13 protein-coding genes are annotated in these 17,924 nt (G+C 65.0%); 4 read left to right on the top strand and 9 right to left on the bottom strand.

The window, feature by feature from the left end; genetic code table 11:
* Position 1: 1 nt before the first annotated feature.
* The 4 genes from IIB36_03605 to IIB36_03590 form a co-directional block, all read right to left on the bottom strand.
* Positions 2-1,624, bottom strand: coding sequence for a hypothetical protein (locus IIB36_03605; GenBank protein MCH7530831.1), 1,623 nt, complete (start codon positions 1,622-1,624; stop codon positions 2-4).
* A 2-nt stretch (positions 1,625-1,626) separates the two neighbouring features.
* Positions 1,627-2,250: a polysaccharide biosynthesis/export family protein gene (locus tag IIB36_03600; protein ID MCH7530830.1), complete on the bottom strand. Its 624-nt coding sequence runs from the start codon at positions 2,248-2,250 to the stop codon at positions 1,627-1,629.
* Positions 2,251-2,287: 37 nt separating this feature from the next.
* Positions 2,288-3,202, bottom strand: coding sequence for a sugar transferase (locus IIB36_03595; GenBank protein MCH7530829.1), 915 nt, complete (start codon positions 3,200-3,202; stop codon positions 2,288-2,290).
* Between the two features lie 137 nt (positions 3,203-3,339).
* The gene (locus IIB36_03590) at positions 3,340-4,386 is read right to left on the bottom strand and encodes a hypothetical protein (protein ID MCH7530828.1); all 1,047 of its coding nucleotides are present in this window, start codon (positions 4,384-4,386) and stop codon (positions 3,340-3,342) included.
* A 98-nt stretch (positions 4,387-4,484) separates the two neighbouring features.
* Between IIB36_03590 and IIB36_03585 the strand changes: the two genes are divergently transcribed.
* Positions 4,485-6,071 (top strand): hypothetical protein, encoded by a 1,587-nt coding sequence (locus IIB36_03585; protein ID MCH7530827.1) that lies wholly within the window; start codon positions 4,485-4,487, stop codon positions 6,069-6,071.
* Here IIB36_03585 and IIB36_03580 read toward each other — a convergent pair.
* Both IIB36_03580 and secA read right to left on the bottom strand, forming a co-directional pair.
* Positions 6,061-7,923: a polysaccharide biosynthesis protein gene (locus tag IIB36_03580; GenBank protein MCH7530826.1), complete on the bottom strand. Its 1,863-nt coding sequence runs from the start codon at positions 7,921-7,923 to the stop codon at positions 6,061-6,063. The two genes, IIB36_03585 and IIB36_03580, sit on opposite strands and share 11 nt — an antisense overlap.
* Positions 7,924-8,116: 193 nt before the next feature.
* Positions 8,117-11,419 carry a preprotein translocase subunit SecA gene (gene secA / locus IIB36_03575; protein MCH7530825.1) on the bottom strand — a complete coding sequence of 1,101 codons (3,303 nt, stop codon included), beginning with the start codon at positions 11,417-11,419 and terminating at the stop codon, positions 8,117-8,119.
* Between the two features lie 245 nt (positions 11,420-11,664).
* Between secA and IIB36_03570 the strand changes: the two genes are divergently transcribed.
* Positions 11,665-12,246 carry a polysaccharide biosynthesis/export family protein gene (locus IIB36_03570; GenBank protein MCH7530824.1) on the top strand — a complete coding sequence of 194 codons (582 nt, stop codon included), beginning with the start codon at positions 11,665-11,667 and terminating at the stop codon, positions 12,244-12,246.
* An 8-nt stretch (positions 12,247-12,254) separates the two neighbouring features.
* Positions 12,255-14,666 carry a polysaccharide biosynthesis tyrosine autokinase gene (locus IIB36_03565; protein MCH7530823.1) on the top strand — a complete coding sequence of 804 codons (2,412 nt, stop codon included), beginning with the start codon at positions 12,255-12,257 and terminating at the stop codon, positions 14,664-14,666.
* An 11-nt stretch (positions 14,667-14,677) separates the two neighbouring features.
* On the opposite strand, the gene rfbB is transcribed toward IIB36_03565, so the two are convergent.
* The 3 genes from rfbB to rfbD are packed head-to-tail and all read right to left on the bottom strand — an operon-like array spanning position 14,678 to position 17,324.
* Positions 14,678-15,709 carry a dTDP-glucose 4,6-dehydratase gene (rfbB, locus tag IIB36_03560; protein MCH7530822.1) on the bottom strand — a complete coding sequence of 344 codons (1,032 nt, stop codon included), beginning with the start codon at positions 15,707-15,709 and terminating at the stop codon, positions 14,678-14,680.
* A complete protein-coding gene (locus tag IIB36_03555) occupies positions 15,706-16,482 on the bottom strand; it encodes an NTP transferase domain-containing protein (protein MCH7530821.1) in 777 nt (258 codons plus the stop codon). Before IIB36_03555 ends, rfbB begins: the two co-directional genes overlap by 4 nt.
* A complete protein-coding gene (gene rfbD / locus IIB36_03550) occupies positions 16,479-17,324 on the bottom strand; it encodes a dTDP-4-dehydrorhamnose reductase (GenBank protein MCH7530820.1) in 846 nt (281 codons plus the stop codon). Before rfbD ends, IIB36_03555 begins: the two co-directional genes overlap by 4 nt.
* 5 nt (positions 17,325-17,329) lie before the next feature.
* Here rfbD and rfbC point away from each other — a divergent pair, with 5 nt between their 5' ends.
* A complete protein-coding gene (gene rfbC, locus IIB36_03545; protein ID MCH7530819.1) occupies positions 17,330-17,899 on the top strand; it encodes a dTDP-4-dehydrorhamnose 3,5-epimerase in 570 nt (189 codons plus the stop codon).
* The last annotated feature ends 25 nt before the right edge of the window (positions 17,900-17,924 follow it).

Raw genomic sequence — 17,924 nt, 5'->3', positions numbered from 1 at the left:
CTTAGGCGGCGACCTCCGGCGGAGCCTCGCCGAGCACCGACGCCGAATGCTCGAGTGCCACAGCGCCCCCGACCCCGATGCCCACCCCGACGATGACCGATATGATCAGCGTCAGCATCGGCTGGGGCAGTACCGGCTCTATCGGGACCTCGGCGGCATCCACGATCCGAGCGCCACCGCTCTCTCCGGCCGCGGTGATCTCGGCCTCCTTCTGCCGCAACTGCATGAACAGGTACAGCTCGGTCAGCACCTCCACCTGCCGCCGGCGGCGCAGGTACTCCATCTCCACCGCCGGTACCCTCTCGAGCTCACCTCGGAAGTCGGTGATGAGCTGGTCGAGTGCTACGACCTGGTTGCCGAGGCCGTCCACGAACGTCTCCGCCACGGTGCGCAGCTGGTTCTCGAGCTCGATCACCCGGTCGCTGAGAACGCGAATTTCGCGGGCATCGGGCGTTCGCCGATCCAGAAGCACGGCCCTCTCGTTCTCGATCTCCCCCAAGAGTGAGAGGAGCTCGGCGGTAGCGGTGGTGGCCAGGAGCGTGGGAAAGTAGACGAGCCGGCGAAAGCTTGATTCCTCGGCGACATCGACCGGAATCGCACGGACTTCATCCAAGAGCGTCAGCAGCGCCTGCCGCTCCGCCGCGATGAGGTCTCTGCGCCCCTGGAGATCGGCAAGTTGTTCCACCGCAACCCTGGCTTGCGCCTCCGGCTCCACGATGCCCTCCGCCTCCCTGTACACCCGTAGCGCCTCCTCCGCGACTACGAGCTCCTCTTGCAAACTGTCCAACTCGGAGGAGAGGAATGCCGCGGTGCGTCCGAATTCGCGTGACAGGAACGCCTCACGCCGCTCCATGAAGCGAATGGCCATCAGGTCGGCAGCGCGGGCAGCGACCTCGGGATCGGTCCAGCGCACGTGAATGCTCACGACATCGGCGTCGCGCCTCGGCCGGTCGACGGAGACCCGTTTCTGGAAATCGTCGAGAGCATCCTGCATCGGGTGAATGCGGAAGCGAATCCGCCTCAGGGTGGCGGCTTCGGGCGCCAGGACGATCCTGGCTCCCTCGATCGGAAGGGGCTCTCCCACCCGGGCAGAGCCCAGGTCCACCTCGGTCTTGCGTTCGTTCAGGATGGGCCGGAAGACGTTTCGATCCACCACGATCCGCCCCGTGACCCTGAACTGACCGTCCGCCACGCGCTCCAGGGTGAACTTCCCTTCGACAGCCTCGTCGGAAATGGTGACCTCCTGAAATACCGCCCCGCGACGAACCCTGGAAGGGGTGCGGAGCTCGAGCCGGAGCCCCAACTCATTCATGACGACCCGCGCAAGCGCGCGGCTCCCCATCACTGCGACCTCCGTCTGCGTAGGCACGGCGCGCCCCGCGAGGCTGGCCAGCAGGGACAGCCCTCCGCCCCCCTGCCCGACCGCCGAAGCCAGCGCACCGCCGAGCGGGGTCTGGTCCTCGAGAAAGCGGATGCTCACCCCCGCCTCGAAAACCGGCCGCACCAGAAAGATGAAGAGCAACGCCAGCAGAGTGGTAGCGGTCGGCGCGCCGAGCACGAGGAGCCAACGGCGACGCAGTGCCTTCGCGAGCCTGAGGGCCGAGCCCGGTGGCCCGGAATCCACGCTCACCTCGCCAATACCGCGAAGATGAGAGCCGCAGTCGCGGTCAGCCCCGTGACCACCGGACCGAGATTGCGTTCCAGCCACCCTTTCTCCGGAACCAGGAGCTCGTCCCCGGTCCGCACAGCCAAGTCCGACAGACGGGTGTCCTCGAAGACATCGATCTCGATGAGCTCGCCGCCCCGCCTGAGGATCACCGCGCCATGTTGTGCGGTCGGGGTGCGTCCGCCCGCCGACGCCAGGGCATCAGCCACGCTCATGGTGGCATCGACGAGGAAGATGCCAGGTTCGATCACGGCCCCCAATACACGGACACGCTTGAGCACGTGGACCCCGATGGAGGGGTTGATGAGCTCCACTTGCATGAGCACCCGCACCCTTTCCCGCAAGGACAACTCCGTCTCCCCGCGGACGTCCAACTCCCCGATCAAGGGTAGCGTGACGAGGAAGTGCTGGTCCACGAGGAACTCCCCTGTCAGATCCTCCTCCCGCCAGACCTCGAGGCTGACGACGTCACCGGGCAGAACCGGAGGATCGGCCGCCGTGTCCTGGGCTTGGGCCGGCAGGCCCACCGGAGCGGCAACCAGCATGAGAGAGAGCAGATACGGGCGGATCGGCGTTGTCATCATCGGCGGGACACGGGCGCCCCAGGGCGGGGCCAAAGCGTCAGTAGGCGCCGTAGCCCTTGAGCACGGCGGGGATGGTCCGGACGAGAAGCTTGGAGTCCTCCCAGAGACTCCACCGCTCGATGTACTCCAAGTCCAGGCGAGCCCACTCGTCGAAGTCCACGATGTCACTTCGCCCGTTGACCTGCCAGAAGCAGGTGATGCCCGGGACCACCGCCAACTTGGCCCGCTGCCAGTCCTTGAACTCGAGCCACTCCTCGGGCAGGGGTGGGCGAGGGCCGACAAGGCTCATGTCCCCTTTCACCACGTTCCAGAGCTGGGGGAGCTCATCGATGGAGAACTTGCGAAGGATTCGCCCCAAGGGAGTGATCCGAGGATCGCGCCGGATCTTGAAGGCCGGACCCTTCATGTGGTTGAGATGAAGGAGCGCCGCCTTCTTGGCCTCCGCGTCGGCCACCATCGTGCGGAACTTGTAGCCGATGAAGCGGCGCCCACGCCGCCCCACGTACTCACACACGTAGAGGGACGGGCCCCGGGACGTGAGCCTCACCATGAGAGCCACGACGATGAAGAGCGGAAGAAGGGCCAGGACCATGCCAAAGGCCAGAACGGCGTCGAGCACCCGCTTGACGCGCTGGCCCGCTCGCCACGCCAGACCGGAACTGCGATCCGGAAGGCAGGAATCCCAATCCACGTCATGCGCAACTAAGGTACGCCCCAGCCTCGCGCCGTTGGTCGAAGCATGCTCCGGCCCCACACCGTTGGTCGCGGCGGCATGCCTCGGCGCTACGCCGTTGCTCACACCCTGCCCCCGTAGCACCCGTTCTCCCAGTTCCCCGATGCTCAGCTTCGCGTTGGGCCGTTGGCCGTTCCGCGATGGCGGTACCTGGTCGACTCGCTCTTCAGCGACGGCAGCCCGATCCCGGACGCGAAGCCGCTCTTGGTCAGCGCTCATGGCTACGTGAGGACAAGGAAGGGGTTGCCACTGGTCGGCATCCTATTGGGATGGCGCCCCGCAAGTTAGTACCAGTCGCATCAAGGGCAAACCCTCAATCTCCAAAAAAAAAGTCGAAAGCGGTTGTTGCGCACAGATTATCTGCCCCAGCAAAAGACTCGCGTCGCCTCGGAAACGATGCAAGCGTGTCGAGCACCGACGGAAAGAGCGACGGGAGTGCTCGCCGACCCGATTTCGGGCGCCCACCCGTCTCGAGACACCGGGTGGCTTCCGTCCGCCGCGGTCCGATCCCAGCGCACTCCCCAACATCGTACATCTCCTCGAGCGAGTAGGGCGCAGGTCCAGTGCTCGCCCACTCCGATGTCGCGAAACGAGGCGTCCGAACGGGAGACCGGACTCCCCTCGATCCGCACGGGAGTGCTCACGACCTGCCCGAATTGGTTGTTCCCCCAACACCACCCGCGCGCTTGGTCGTCCACGCCGCATGAGTGCGTGTCCCCCGCCCGAAGGACCACAAACAGTCTTTCGCCGGACACGATCACAGGCGAGGAGCTGTCGATCAGCGTGCCGGTCCCCAGGCTTCCGGTCTGGTTCCCCCCCCAGCAAAAGCCACCACCTCCGTTCGCCACACCGCAGGAGTGTGTACCACCGGCTGAAACGGCGGCAAAGGTCAACGCGCCGCGGATGGGGCTGGGCGGAAGCCCCCCCTGAGAGTCCACACCGCTCCCGACCTGCCCGGCCTGATTCGCCCCCCAGCACAGACCCTCGGCGGCGACCCGGACCGCGCAGGTATGCTCGCCCCCCGCGCTTACGTCAGTGAACGGTCCCTGGATGTTTACCAGAACCGGCGTACGACGGTCCTGCGACGTTCCGTCGCCTAGTTGGCCCAGGTCGTTGGCTCCCCAGCACCAGAGTGCGCGTTGCACGTCGATGGCGCAGGTATGGCGCCCGCCGGACGAAACCGCCCGGAAGCGGACGGCAGTCCGGACGAAGGTAGCATCGGCACGATCCGCCGAGTCGTCCGTTCCCAACTGACCCCGATCGTTGGCACCCCAGCACGCGAGGCGAGCCTCCGCGGTCAGGGCACAGGTGTGCTCACGCCCCGCCGACACGGCGACCCACTCCAGCTCGTCGAAGTCCACCACCGGCTCGGTCACGTCGCAGGCGACCAGGAGCAGACCCAACAAGGGTACGGCGGATCGGAGGCTCTGCCCGGCGTGATTCATGGCGGGACAAGTGAACCACCCTACGCGCACCCGTCCAGAGGTGATAGCCTTCCCGCATGTCAGCCCAAGCCCGCTTCTTCGCGCTCGTGGTCCTCCTCTTGGCGCAGGGCGCCTTCGACCCGTCGGCTGCCCAGGGTACCGGAGACATCTGCCCGCTCGGGGTGAGGCTCTCCTCGGCACGCGCAAGCCGGAGCTGCCTGGACCTACGCCGGCTTCCCTTGCCGCCGAGCCCAAAAGTCGACACGAGCGCCGGGTGGGGTCTCCTGCCGTGGCGGAGCACGGGATCGTATCGGAGCGCATACCCAGCCGATCGGAACAACGGCGTGCATTGGGCCGGACGAGGCCTGTCTTCGGCCGTGTCCGGAGGATTCCGCGTTCAGCGCGGCAGACTCATCCTCTCCGTGGAGCCCGAGATCGCTTGGGCGCAGAACCTGGCTTTTTCGCTGCCCGATACGACGACGCCGGGGTTCTCCAGGTTCTCCTATCCGTGGGGGAACCGTGGTCTCGACCGCTTCATGCGCCCCGGCAGCGGAAGCAGCCTCGAGCTCGATCTCGGCAACAGCTTTCTCGAAGTCGGCGCCGGGCCGCTGTCGGTTGGCGTGTCCAACGAAACACTCTGGTGGGGTCCCGCCCGGAGATACCCGCTGCTCTTCAGCGGAACGTCGGGGGGCTTCCCTCACGCTTACGCGGAGAACAGCCGCCCGGCGGCGACTGCACTCGGCGGCTTCACCGGCCGGTTGTTGTGGGGCCTGCTGCGGGAATCACCCTGGTACGATGCGGACCCAGGAAACAACCGGACGCTTCTCGGGGCGTTTCAGCTCGCGTGGAGGATCGACTTCGTCCCCGGTCTCGAGTTGGCCTATTCCGTCGTCCGCCACGAACCGCTTCCGGACGGAGAGTTGAAGCTGCGTCAGTTGGGCCAACTCCTCACCGGAGATCCGGATGGCGAGGACCCGGCGAGGAGGGGAACCCCGATGGGGACGTTCACTGTCCGGTTCGGCTTCCCCGAGGAGGGTTTCGAGGCGTACGCCGAGATCGGCCGGGGGGAAGGCTTCCTGAACCCTGTGCCCGGCGTGTCCGACACCCGCCTGAGTCTGATCTACGTGTTGGGCTTCGCGCGAACCGACACTACGTCCTCAGGCGGTCGGTGGAGGATGTCGGGTGAGCTCGTGAAGCAAGCCATGGAGCTCCCGCAGCCTGACGCGCCGACACCGGACCCGACGACGTACGCGCCACCCCGAACAGGGCATGGCCACACCCATCGGGGACAACTGCTCGGTACCTGGATCGGCCCCGGCTCGAACGCCCAGTACCTGGCCGTGGACTGGCTGCGCGCGGGCCACACCTTCGGCTTCTTCGCCGAGAGGGCGCGCCGCGACGACGATACTTATTTCCGTGTCCACGCCTTCGACCATGGCTTTCGTGGTCACGACCTGGAATGGACTCTAGGCGTCAGGGCCGGAGGGCGTCTGGGTGTAGACCGGGCGTTGGGGCCCGTCACCATAGCTGTCGAAATGGCCATCAGCCGGAGAAAGAACCGGGACTTCCTGCGCCTCCTTCACGGGGGGAGCCGCGTGTTCGTGCGAGAGTGGAACGCCTGGGCGGACGTCTATCTGGTGTGGAGCCCCACGCTTATCCGCTAGCCTCGTGCGCGAGTTCAACGGGATCAAGCGTCCCGGGCTCAGCGACAGTTAGACCCTCACTTGGGCATACGACGTCGGGGAACTCCGCCGTCAGAAAGTCGAGAACGCCCGTGAGGTTCGCTGACTCGAGCGCCGTCTCCAACTCGTACGGCAAATCGGAGAAGCCGGCTGGTGTCTCTACGAGGAACACCTTGCGCTCCTCGGTCTCGTGAACCGTCTCGTCCGGAGCCGACAGCTCCTCGTGGATCTTCTCCCCGGGCCTCAAGCCTGTCACGATGACATTCTTCCCCAGGCGGAAGGGCTGACCGGAGAGTCGGATCAGGTCGCGAGCGAGATCGAGGATCCGCACGGGCTCCCCCATGTCGAGCATGGCTACATGGCCCTGGAAGGACCGCAGAAGCGAAGCCTTCAGGATCAGCTGAGCGGCCTCGGGGATGGTCATGAAGTAGCGCGTCGCGTCCTCATGTGTCACGGTGAGCGGCTCGCCTCGCTCCAACTGCTTCCGGAACAGCGGGATCACGCTTCCGTTGCTGCCGAGCACGTTCCCGAAGCGTACAGCGCCGAACGCGGTGTCGGGATATCTCGCTTGCAGGCTCAGAATCACCCGTTCGGCCACTTGTTTGGTCGCACCCATGATGTTCGACGGAGCGACCGACTTGTCCGTGCTGACCAAGACCACCGTCTGGGCACCGCCCGCAGCCGCCAAACTGCCGACGATATGGGTCCCGACGACGTTCGTCCGCGCAGCGGAGCGGGGGTTGTGCTCCATCATCGGCACGTGCTTATAGGCCGCCGCGTGGAACACCATCTTGGGATGGTACCGGTCGATCACACGCTCGAACGCATCGGCATCAGTGATGCTCGCGACCACGGGTACGATGTCGACTCGGGGGGCGAGCTCTCTGAGCTCCAGCTCGAGGAAGTACAGAGGGGTCTCGGCCTGGTCGTATAGGACCAAGCACCGGGGTGAGTTGACGGCGATCTGCCGAGCGAGCTCAGAGCCGATCGACCCCGCCGCTCCCGTGACCAACACAGTGGTACCGTCCATGGCCTGAGCGAGCTCGGGCAGCTCCAGTCGAACTGGGTCCCTTCCCAAGAGGTCCTCGACCTGGATCTCTCGGATCTGATTCAGCGAGGCCTGACCACGCAGCACCTCGTCGATCCCCGGAAGGATCTTCATAGGTAGGCTCACCGACTCGCAGCTCTCCACGATCCGACGGAGATCCTCGGTGCCAGCGCTGGGAATCCCTATCACGATCTCGTCCGCCGCGCACGCCCTGGCGATCGCACCGATGTCCTTGGTGGCCCCCACTACCTCGATACCGTGCACGAGGGTACGCCATTTGAACGGGTCGTCGTCGACGATGGCGACCGGCACGTATCCCATGCGCGAGCGGAGCATTTGGTGCACCAACAACTGCCCCGCCTCACCGGCTCCGACGACAAGCACGCGCCGCCGGTCCGTAGCCTGTCGGACCAGGAAGAATTCGTATACAAGGCGGTACATCACCCACACGCCGCCTGTCGCATAAGCGCTAAAAACCCACTCGAGGAGGATCACGGATCGAGGCACCGAAGGCAGCCACGCGAAGCCCCAGGTCAAAGCCAAGAACAGCCCCGAGCCCACCGTGGTCGCGCCCAGCAACCGGACAAAGTCGTGAGTGCCCGCAAACCTCCAGCGACTGATGCCGAGGCGGAAGAAATAGTTGACGCCCAGGCGAATGAAGATGAGCAGAACCAGAGCCTGGCCGAAGCCCCATCCAACGAACGCAGCTGACTCGAACTCGAAACGCGCGAGGTACGCCAGCGTGAGCGACCCAGCCGCGACGGCCCCGAAGACGACCGATGCCACGAGCCGCCTGTGACGTCTAGCGAACCTGAGACCGCCTTTTCCAACCAGATCGACTAGCGATGTGGGGTCCATGAAGTCGTGGTTGGGGCTGGGGGACCGGCTGAAGCGCCGAACGCCTTAAGATGATGCGTCATCGGTGATTCCGATAGCTGTTGCCGGAGATCCCGCGATGACCAGGAGCCGAGTGCCGAGATCAGCGCCCGTGACACTTCTTGTACTTCTTCCCGCTCCCGCACGGACACGGATCATTCCGCCCCGGCTCCTTCTGCACCGACACCGGCTTGCGCTCCGGCCGCTCACCCCGGTTGGTCGACAGCTGTCGCGGATCTGGCCCTCCCGCCGCCCGTGCCACCCCGGTCGCCACGCCACTCGCCCGGGCTGACATCCCCAACTCGTCTCGCCCACCGCCCACCGCCACCGCCTGCCGCTGGCCTGCCTGAGCCGCCTGCTCCCCCAGCCCACCACCCGCCGCGCCCTCCGAGGGACCCGAGTACGCCAGCCGCTGCGGCACCCGCCTGCGCGGTTGCGGCGGGCCGAACTGCGCTCGGAAGAAGAAGCTGCCGACCGTTTTTCTCAAATCGGTCATGAGGTCCACGAACATGTCGTAGGCCTCTTTCTTGTACTCGACGAGGGGGTCCTTCTGACCCCAGCCACGGAACCCGATGGACGCCTTCAGGTGATCGAGGTCGTAGAGGTGATCCTTCCACTTCTCGTCGATCACCGAGAGCATGATGAAGTTCGTCATTTGCTCCTGGTGCTCGCCGAGGCTGTCCAGCTTCCTGTGGAACGCGTCGCGTAGACCCTCGATCACCCACGCCTCGATCTCGTGACGCTCGATCTCGTGCTCGGGGTCGTTCACCTCCGGGAGCTGGGCCACCATGACGAAGAAGTCGAGCAGGAGCCGGCGCCTGAGTCCCGCGAGGTCCCAGCTCTCCTCGTTCCCGTCGGCGGGCGCGAACTCGTCGATCACGTCCTCGGCCGCGTGCTCGATCATATCCCAGATCTCGCCCTTGAGATCCTCTCCCCCCTCCAGGGCGAACAGGCGCATGTCGTAGATGACCTCGCGCTGCTGGTTCATGACGTCGTCATAGTCCAGCAGGCGCTTGCGTGCCTCGAAGTTGTTGATCTCGACCTTTCTCTGCGCGCGCTCGATCGACTTCGTGACGAGGCCGTGCGTAATCACCTCGCCCTCCTCGGCTCCCCAGCGATCCATGACGTTGGCGATGCGCTCGGAGCCGAACAGCCGCATGAGGTCGTCCTCGAGCGACAGGTAGAACTGCGACGCCCCAGGGTCGCCCTGACGACCGGAGCGACCGCGTAGCTGGCGATCAATCCGCCGGGAGTCGTGGCGCTCCGATCCGATGATCTGCAGCCCGCCGGCCTCGAGCACGTCGTCGTCGTCGTTCACCTGGAGCTTCTCGGCGCGCACGGGGTCGCTCGGCCACACATCGTCCAGCTCGATCCCCCGTTCCTTCAGCCAACCGAGTGTCCGTGCCTCCGTAACCCCCTTGCCGAGCTTGATGTCGGTGCCCCTCCCGGCCATGTTGGTCGCGATCGTAACCGCGCCGGGCTGGCCCGCATCCCGAACGATCTCGGACTCGGACTTGTGGTGCTTCGCGTTGAGCACCTGGTGCGGGACTCCGCGCCTCTTGAGCATGCGCGAGAGCGTCTCCGAAACGTCCACGTTCGTCGTGCCCACGAGGACCGGCAGCTCCAACTTGTGGACCCGTTCGATCTCGTCCATGATCGCGTTGTACTTCTCACGCTTCGTGCGGAAGATGAGGTCGTTGCGATCGTCTCGGACAACGGGCTGGTTGGTGGGGATTACGAGCACGTCCAGCTTGTAGATCTGGTGGAACTCGGTCTCCTCGGTCTCCGCGGTACCCGTCATGCCGGCGAGCTTGTCGTACATGCGGAAGTAGTTCTGGATGGTGATCGTGGCGAGCGTCTGCGTCTCGCCATGGATCTCGACTCCCTCCTTCGCTTCCACCGCCTGATGAAGCCCGTCGCTCCACCGCCGCCCCGCCATCTGACGACCCGTGAACTCGTCGACGATGACGACCTCGCCGCTCTCGCCGATGATGTACTTCTCATCCCTGTGGAAGAGCGTGTACGCCTTCAGGAGCTGGTGGATGACGTGGATCTTCTGGCTCTTGGCCGCATACTCCGCCTCGAGCTCCTGCATCCTCTCCCGCTTCTGTTCGATCGAGAGCGTCTCGCTTTTCTCGACCTCGCCCATCTCGGCGGAGAGATCGGGCACCGTGAACGCCTCGGGATCATTCGGTGACAACTCGTCGAGTCCGCGGTCGGACAGGTGCACGTTGTGCCCCTTCTCGTCCATCGCGAAGTAGAGCATCTCGTCGATTTCATGCAGGCGCTTCTCCCGCATGTAGTCGGCCTCGACCTTGTTCACGAGCGTCGACAGCGACGGGTCGTCGGCCAACAGCTTCATGAACCTGCGGTGCTTCGGTGCACCACGCTTCACAGCGAGCAGCTTTTCGCCCGCCTCGAACTGCTCGTCGTCCGCCAGGTGCTTCTCGGCCTCGCTCACCATCTCGTTCGCGACGCGCAGCTGCTTCTTGTAGAGGCTGCCGACAAGCGAGTTGTAGTGCTTGAACGGAGTCGACGTATCGCTTCCCACTGGGCCTGAGATAATGAGCGGCGTCCGGGCCTCGTCGATCAGAATCGAGTCCACTTCATCGATGATCGCGTACGCATACTCACGCTGCACCCGCTGCTCGAGCTGGTGCACCATGTTGTCGCGCAGGTAGTCGAAGCCGAACTCGTTGTTCGTGCCGTACGTGATGTCCGCGCTGTACGCCGCCTGGCGCTCGGGCGAACCGGGGTCGTGCAGGTCGATGACGTCGACGGTGAGCCCGAGGAACTCATAGACCGTGCCCATCCACTCGGCGTCACGCTGCGCCAGGTAGGTGTTCACGGTGACCAGGTGTGCGCCCCGTCCGGCCAGAGCGTTGAGGTACAAGGGCATCGTGGCCACCAGGGTCTTTCCCTCACCCGTCGCCATCTCCTCGACCTTGCCGCGGTGCAACGCGATGGCGCCGATGAGCTGCACATCGTACGGAACCATGTCCCACGTCATCTTCTGGCCCGTGACGACGATCTCCTGCCCGAGGAGGCGGCGGCAGGCGTCCTTCACGACCGCGAAGGCCTCCGGCAGTATCTCCGCCAGCGTGTCCTCGGTGGTCTCGAGCAGCTCCGCCTCGAGCTCGCCGATCTGAAGGGACAGCAGCTCGCGGTCGGAGGCGTCCTTGGAGTGGCGTTTTTGCTCGCGCAGCTCTTCGATCTCGACCTTCAGTTCGGCGGTCGCGCTCTCGACGTGCTGCTTGAACTCGTCCGTTTTCGCGCGGAGCTGCTCGTCGGCGAGCGAGGCATACTCTTCGGCGAACTCGTTGATCTCGTCGATGAGGGGTTGGAGCTTCTTGGCTTCACGCCTGTGGCGAGAGCCGAGAAGCGCCTTGATTGCGGTCTTGAGCATGGATTCTGCAGAGGTACGACGGGAACGCAAATTGGGCCGAACCGTCTACACCCTTCCGCTGGGAAAGATCGGGACCGCACCTGTCGATCCGGGAAGCCCGAGCCGAGAAGCCCGGCATCGTTGTTGCAATATTTGCCCAATGGTACATTGCAGGCGGAAGCGTTTGTGGTGAACCCGCCTCCTGACACGACTCTTCAACCCTCGTCCATGCCGTGCGACGCATCACTACTGCATTGATTGGCATCATGGCTCTGAGTCCGGCGCTGCCCAGCGGCGCTCAAGAGACCGCGGGTGGTGGCCCGACGATTCGCCCCGGCGACGTAATCCGGTTGAGCATCTGGCGTGAGCTCGACATGTCGGGCGACTTCATCGTCGACGAATCGGGATCAGTAGTATTCCCGCGGGTGGGCGAGTACAACGTGCTGGCCGACACACCGGCCACGCTGGAGGCGCGTCTGCTCGCGGACTACGGGCGGACCCTCCGAGACCCCAACATCCAGGTGATCGTGCTCAAGAGGGTTCGCATCTTCGGCTCTGTCAACGATCCGGGACTTCATCTCGTCGACCAGACGGTCACGATCGCCGACGCTCTGGCCATGGCCGGAGGGGCGACCGCACTGGGCGATCCGGATAAGATCCGGATCCTCCGTGACGGCCAGGAGATCGCAATCGACATCAGCTCCGATACGCGACTGAGCGGCTCGCTCATCCGCTCCGGCGACCAGATCTTCGTACCCGAACGGAGTTGGATGAGCCGAAACTCGAACGTCGTGGCGACCGCGCTCAGCGCCTCCGTCGCCCTCGTCATCGCTCTGTTCATTCGGTAGAGGCATCCATGGGATCGACGCGAGGCCTTGGCAGCGGTGCCCGTCAAGAGGACGGGATCAACCTTCGCGAGGTCTGGAACCTTCTGATGCGGAATTGGCTGGTCATTGCGTTCTCCTTCGTTGCATGCGTCGGCGCCGCCGCAGGTTATACGTACTATACCGTCCCGGTGTACCAATCGGTGACCTCGATCCAGATCGAGGAGGAACGCTCGGACATCCCGGTACTCGACATCCTGCAGACGCTTTCGACGGGTAGCGAAGTCGAGACCGAGATGGAGGTCTTGCGGAGCCGGACGCTCGCCGAGGAGGTCGTCGACTCACTGGGTCTCCAGGTCCACGTACAGGCCCCTCGGGGCGTGGCGCGCACGGTGCTGCTGGGTGCCATCCACGTGGAGCCGTGGGCGCCGGAGGCCGTCTATGTTCTGGACGCGCTCCCGGACGGCAGCTTCTCGATCACCGAAGAGAAGACTCGAACCTCGGTCGGTACTGCAGCGATTCGTAGCCCCGCAGCCGTGCCCGGCGTGACCTTCACGTTGCGGGAGGCAGCAGCCGAATACACGCAGGTAGTCGTGGCTGTCTCAACCTTCAACATGGCAGTCCAGAATCTGCGCGAGGCGATCGCGGTTTCCCGCCCGAACCGCGAGGCCGCCATCGTCACGGTGCGGTACGAGTCGAGCGACACCCAGATGGTACACCTGGTTCCGAACACGCTTGCCTCGAAATACATGGCCAAGGGGCAACGGGTTCGAAAGCGCGAAGCGACGAGCACGGTCGCTTTCCTCGAGGACCAGATCGACACCCTCTCGATCCAGCTCCGGCAGGCCGAGGAGGAGCTCACCGAGTTCCGTGAGCTGAACCAAGTCGTGAGCATCCAGGCAGAAGCCGACGCACAGGTGACGCAGATGGCTTCGCTGCAGGCGCAGCGGAGCGTCATCGAGGCCGAACGGGACGCTCTACGTACCTTGGTCAGCGAAATCGAGCAGGAAGCTGCGCTGGCCGACCCATCGGACCCGTCCCCGTACACGAAGCTGATCTCCTTTCCGACGATCTTTCCCAACGCGGCGGCCTCCGAGCTACTGCGGGGTCTGAACGCGGCGGTCTCGGAGCGATCACTGCTTCTTCAGCGCCGGCTGATGGAGGATCCGGACGTCGCCAACCTGACCAACCGGGTCCACGAGATCGAGCTGCAGCTCCGCAACACGGTGCTCACCTACCTGCGGGGGCTCGAAAACCAAGTGGTCGGTTTCGACGACATGCTCGAGCGGTTTGGAGCGGACCTCGAACGCATCCCTGAGACCCAGGTTCAGCTGCTCCGGCTCAGGCGAGAGACGGACGTGCTCGAGGAGGTCTACACGACCCTCCGAAACCGCCTGCAAGAAGCCCTGATCCTGGAGGCCGTGGACGACGCGCGCGTGCGCGTCGTGGACGTGGCGATTCTCCCGCCTGAGCCAGTCAAGCCACGTGCCCTGCTCAACCTGTTTTTCGGCCTGCTCGCGGGTAGCATGCTCGGCGTCGGGATCGCCTTCACCCGCGACTACCTGGACGAGACCGTTCACACGCGTGAAGACGTTCAGAACTCGACGGGGGGCGCGCCGATCCTGGGCATGATCCCGCGTATCCGCCAGTCCGGACTGAACGGAAGGAACGCGAAGGCTGTGAAGTCGCCCATCGGTGGCACGGGCGAGCTGGGCGCCCGGCTCGTTGCCGGCCGCGACCCGCGCAACCCGGTCTCCGAGGCGTACCGCAACCTGAGGACCAACCTCACGTTCTCGAACCCGGACAAGCCACCCAAGACGATCGTCTTCACGAGCCCCCTACCCCAGGATGGCAAGTCCACGAGCGCAGCCAACCTCGCGATCACGCTCGTGCAACAGGGCATCAAGACGTTGCTCGTCGACGCCGACCTACGCCGGGGCGTGTTGAACGGCGTCTTCGGAGTAGATCGCGAACCGGGCCTCACCGATGTGCTCGGCGGAACCGCCGATATCGGCGACGCGATCCAGGAGATCGATCTGCTCGAAAGCGGAAAGATGGACTTCATGCCGTGTGGCGCCTATCCGCCCAACCCGGCGGAGATCCTGGGCTCCGAGCGCATGAAGACGCTTCTGCAGGCCCTGGACGAGCAGTACGATCTCGTGCTGATCGACTCCGCTCCTCTCACGGTGGTGACCGACGCAGCCGTGCTGGGCACCAAGGTGGACGGCGTGGTGCTGGTCGCCCGGGCCAACGTAACCGAGAAGAGCGCCCTCACCTATGCGGTCGAGCAGCTCAATAATGTGAACGCGCGGATCCTGGGCTCCATCCTGAACGACGTGGACTACCGCAGGGACTCCCGCTACTACAGCAGCTACGGCAAGTACGGGTACTACCACGACTACTACTACGGGGACGACGGGACCAAGAAGCGGGGCAAGAAGTAGAACGAGAGCGGCTAAGATCCGTACTGCTGCTGGTGGTACTCCCAGTACTCTCCGCTTTGCACCCGGCGCCACCACGCCTCGTGCGCCAGGTACCACTCGACGGTATCGGCGAGGCCTTCTTCGAAGTTCACGACGTCGGGAGTCCACCCCAGTTCGGCCTCGGCGCGTGAGGCGTCGATCGCGTAGCGTCGGTCGTGGCCGGGCCGGTCCGTGACGCGCTCGATTCGGTCTTCAGGCTTTCCCAACACGCTCAAGACCGCTCGGACGACGCTGAGGTTCGTTCGTTCCGCATTGCCGCCGAAGTTGTAGACCGCGCCTGGCTCGCCTCGGTCCGCGGCCGCGAGCAGGCCGCGGCAGTGATCCCTCACGTGGATCCAGTCCCGCACGTGCAAACCGTCCCCGTAGACAGGCAGCGGTCGGTCCTCGAGAGCATGTGTGATCATCAAAGGGATCAGCTTCTCGGGGAATTGGTACGGGCCGTAGTTGTTCGAGCACCGGGTGACGACCACGTCGAGGCCATGTGTGGTGTGGTAGGCCAGCGCGAGATGGTCGGCCGCAGCCTTGGTTGCCGAATAGGGTGACCTGGGCGCGACGGGAGTCTGCTCGGTGAATCGATGCGCCAGCCTCTCGACGTCCTCCGGATCGAACCAGGGCAGCTCCCCGTACACCTCGTCGGTCGAGACCTGAACGAAGCGCCGCACACCGACCTCGAGCGCCGCTGCGAGCAGGGTCTGGGTCCCCATGACGTTCGTGCGCACGAACGGCGCATCGGACAGAATCGAGCGGTCCACGTGGGATTCGGCCGCCAGATTGAGCACGACATCGACCCCGTCCATCGTTGGGCGTACCACGTCGGCGTCGCAAATGTCACCGTGGACGAACGTGTACCGACTGTCCTCTTCGATGTCGGCCAGGCTCCCGAGATTACCGGCGTAGGTGAGCGCGTCCAGGTTGGTCACGTGGGCCTCTGGATCGCTCTCGAGCAGGTAGCGCACGAGGTTGGAGCCAATGAAACCGGCGCCACCCGTCACGAGATACCTCATGCGCCACCGAGGTCGAAGCTGTCGTCTTCCGGACGCATCCGTCGCAGGACCGCGTTCCCGTGCTCGGCCGCGACCAACGTGCCAGCCCGGTACAACGACGTCACGGTACCCGCATCGGTCCACCACCCGTCCACCACATGGTGCCGCAAGGCGCCGCGCTCGATGTAGGCGCTGTTCACGTCGGTGATCTCGAGCTCACCTCGCTGGGAGCGCTCGAGCGCGTTGATGATGTCGAAGACCGCGCCGTCGTAGAAGTAGCAGCCAGTGACCGCATACCGCGTCGGTGGATCCGTCGGCTTCTCGATGATCTCGACCACACGATCCCCCTCGAGGCGCGCGACGCCGAACCGCTCGGGATCGTCGACATCCTTGATGAGGATCATCGCGCCCTCCGGCTCTGCCGCGAACGACTCCACCGCCTGTCGGATGGGATGCTGGAAGAGGTTGTCTCCGAGGATCACGACCATCGGTTCGTCGCCCACGAAGTGCTCGGCGAGCCCGAGCGCCTCCGCAATCCCCCCTTCTCCCTCCTGGTACGCGTACCGCACGTGCTCGAGCCCGAACTCGTGTCCGTTACGCAGCAGGCGCAGGAAGTCGCCTGCGCTGTCGCCCCCCGTCACGACCAGGATGTCGTCGATACCGGCGTGCGCAAGCTGCTGCAGCGGGTAGTAGATCATCGGTCGGTCGTAGACCGGGAGCAGGTGCTTGTTCGTCACCCTCGTCATCGGGAGCAACCGGGTGCCGAGACCGCCGGCGAGAACAACGCCCTTCATGACGCGCTACCCATCAGGAAGGCTCGAAGCGCCTCGGGCCATGGGACCATGGATCGTCCGAGCAGAGTTTCCGTCTCTGTGACATCGAGCACTGAATCGCGCGGTCTGGCCGCCGCGGCCTTCCACTCCTCGCTCGAGACCGGCTGGAGATCGGCCTCCACCTCCGCCACTTCGAGCGCTGCCCTAGCCAATTCGTACCATGTGGCCGTGCCTCCGTTCGTCACGTGTACGAGGCCGGTCGCCCCGATGTCGACGAGTGCCGCCGTAGTCTCTGCAAGGTCGCGCGCCCACGTCGGGCTTCCTCGCTGGTCGTCCACGACACGAAGTGACGCCCCGCTCCGCGCGCGCTCCAGGATGGTCGAGACGAAATTGGCGCCGGCTGCCCCAAAGAGCCAACTGCTGCGAACCGTCGTCCACTTTACGCCGGCACCCGCCACGGCCTCTTCTCCAGCTAGTTTCGACCTCCCGTAGACGGACAGGGGGTGTGGCTCATCGTCCGTCCGATACGGAGTCTCGCTGCAGCCGTCGAAGACGAAGTCGGTACTGAAGTACACGAGATGGGCCCCGGCCGCGGCACACCCCTGGGCGACGTTTCGCGTGCCGTCGACGTTGGTGGCGAGGGCTCGCTCCGGCTCCGACTCGGCCTCGTCGACCGCGGTGTAGGCGGCGCAGTGCAGCACCAGATCTGGTGCCTCCGAGCCGATGCGATCGCTGACGCCGGACGCATCGGTCACGTCCAGCGCTCGGGAGTCGCACGCGACGACGCGCGCGTCGCGGACTCGGTACGCCGAGACCAACTCGCTACCCAGTAGCCCGCTCGCGCCGGTGACGAGTACCTTCATCGCCTATGACCTTCCACTTCACACGCCTCTCGTTGCCCGAGGTCGTACTGATTCTGCCGACGCGGCACCGCGACGATCGAGGCTTCTTCAGCGAGACGTTTCGCGCCTCCGCGTTCGAGCAGCATGTCCATCAGGGTCCGTTCGTTCAGGACAACCTGGTGCGGTCGGCGGCAGGCGTTCTGCGCGGACTTCACTTCCAGCTGGAGCCGAAGGCCCAGGGTAAGCTGATCCAGGTCGTCAGCGGCGAGATCTGTGACGTCGCCGTCGATATTCGGCGGTCGTCTCCGACGTTCGGGCGATGGGTCAGCACTCCGCTCTCCGCCGAGACCGGGCACCTGCTTTGGGTTCCGCCCGGTTTCGCCCACGGCTACGCAGTCACTAGCGACGGCGCCGACGTCGTGTACAAGGTCACTGCAGAGTACGAGCCGACGCTCGATCGCGGCATCCGCTGGGACGATCCAGACATCGGGATCGAGTGGCCGAACATCGGGCCCATCGGGCCAATGGAGCCCATCGTCTCGGACAAGGACCGGGCCCTGCCGCTGCTCTCTGAGGCGGAGACCCTCTTCGAGTAGGACGGTACGCACGTCTCGTCAGCCG

Source organism: Gemmatimonadota bacterium (assembly GCA_022560615.1).
GTDB lineage: Bacteria > Gemmatimonadota > Gemmatimonadetes > Longimicrobiales > Gaopeijiaceae > UBA1138.
Note: the sequence above shows the minus strand (reverse complement) of the source record. Positions and strands in the feature narration are given on the sequence as shown.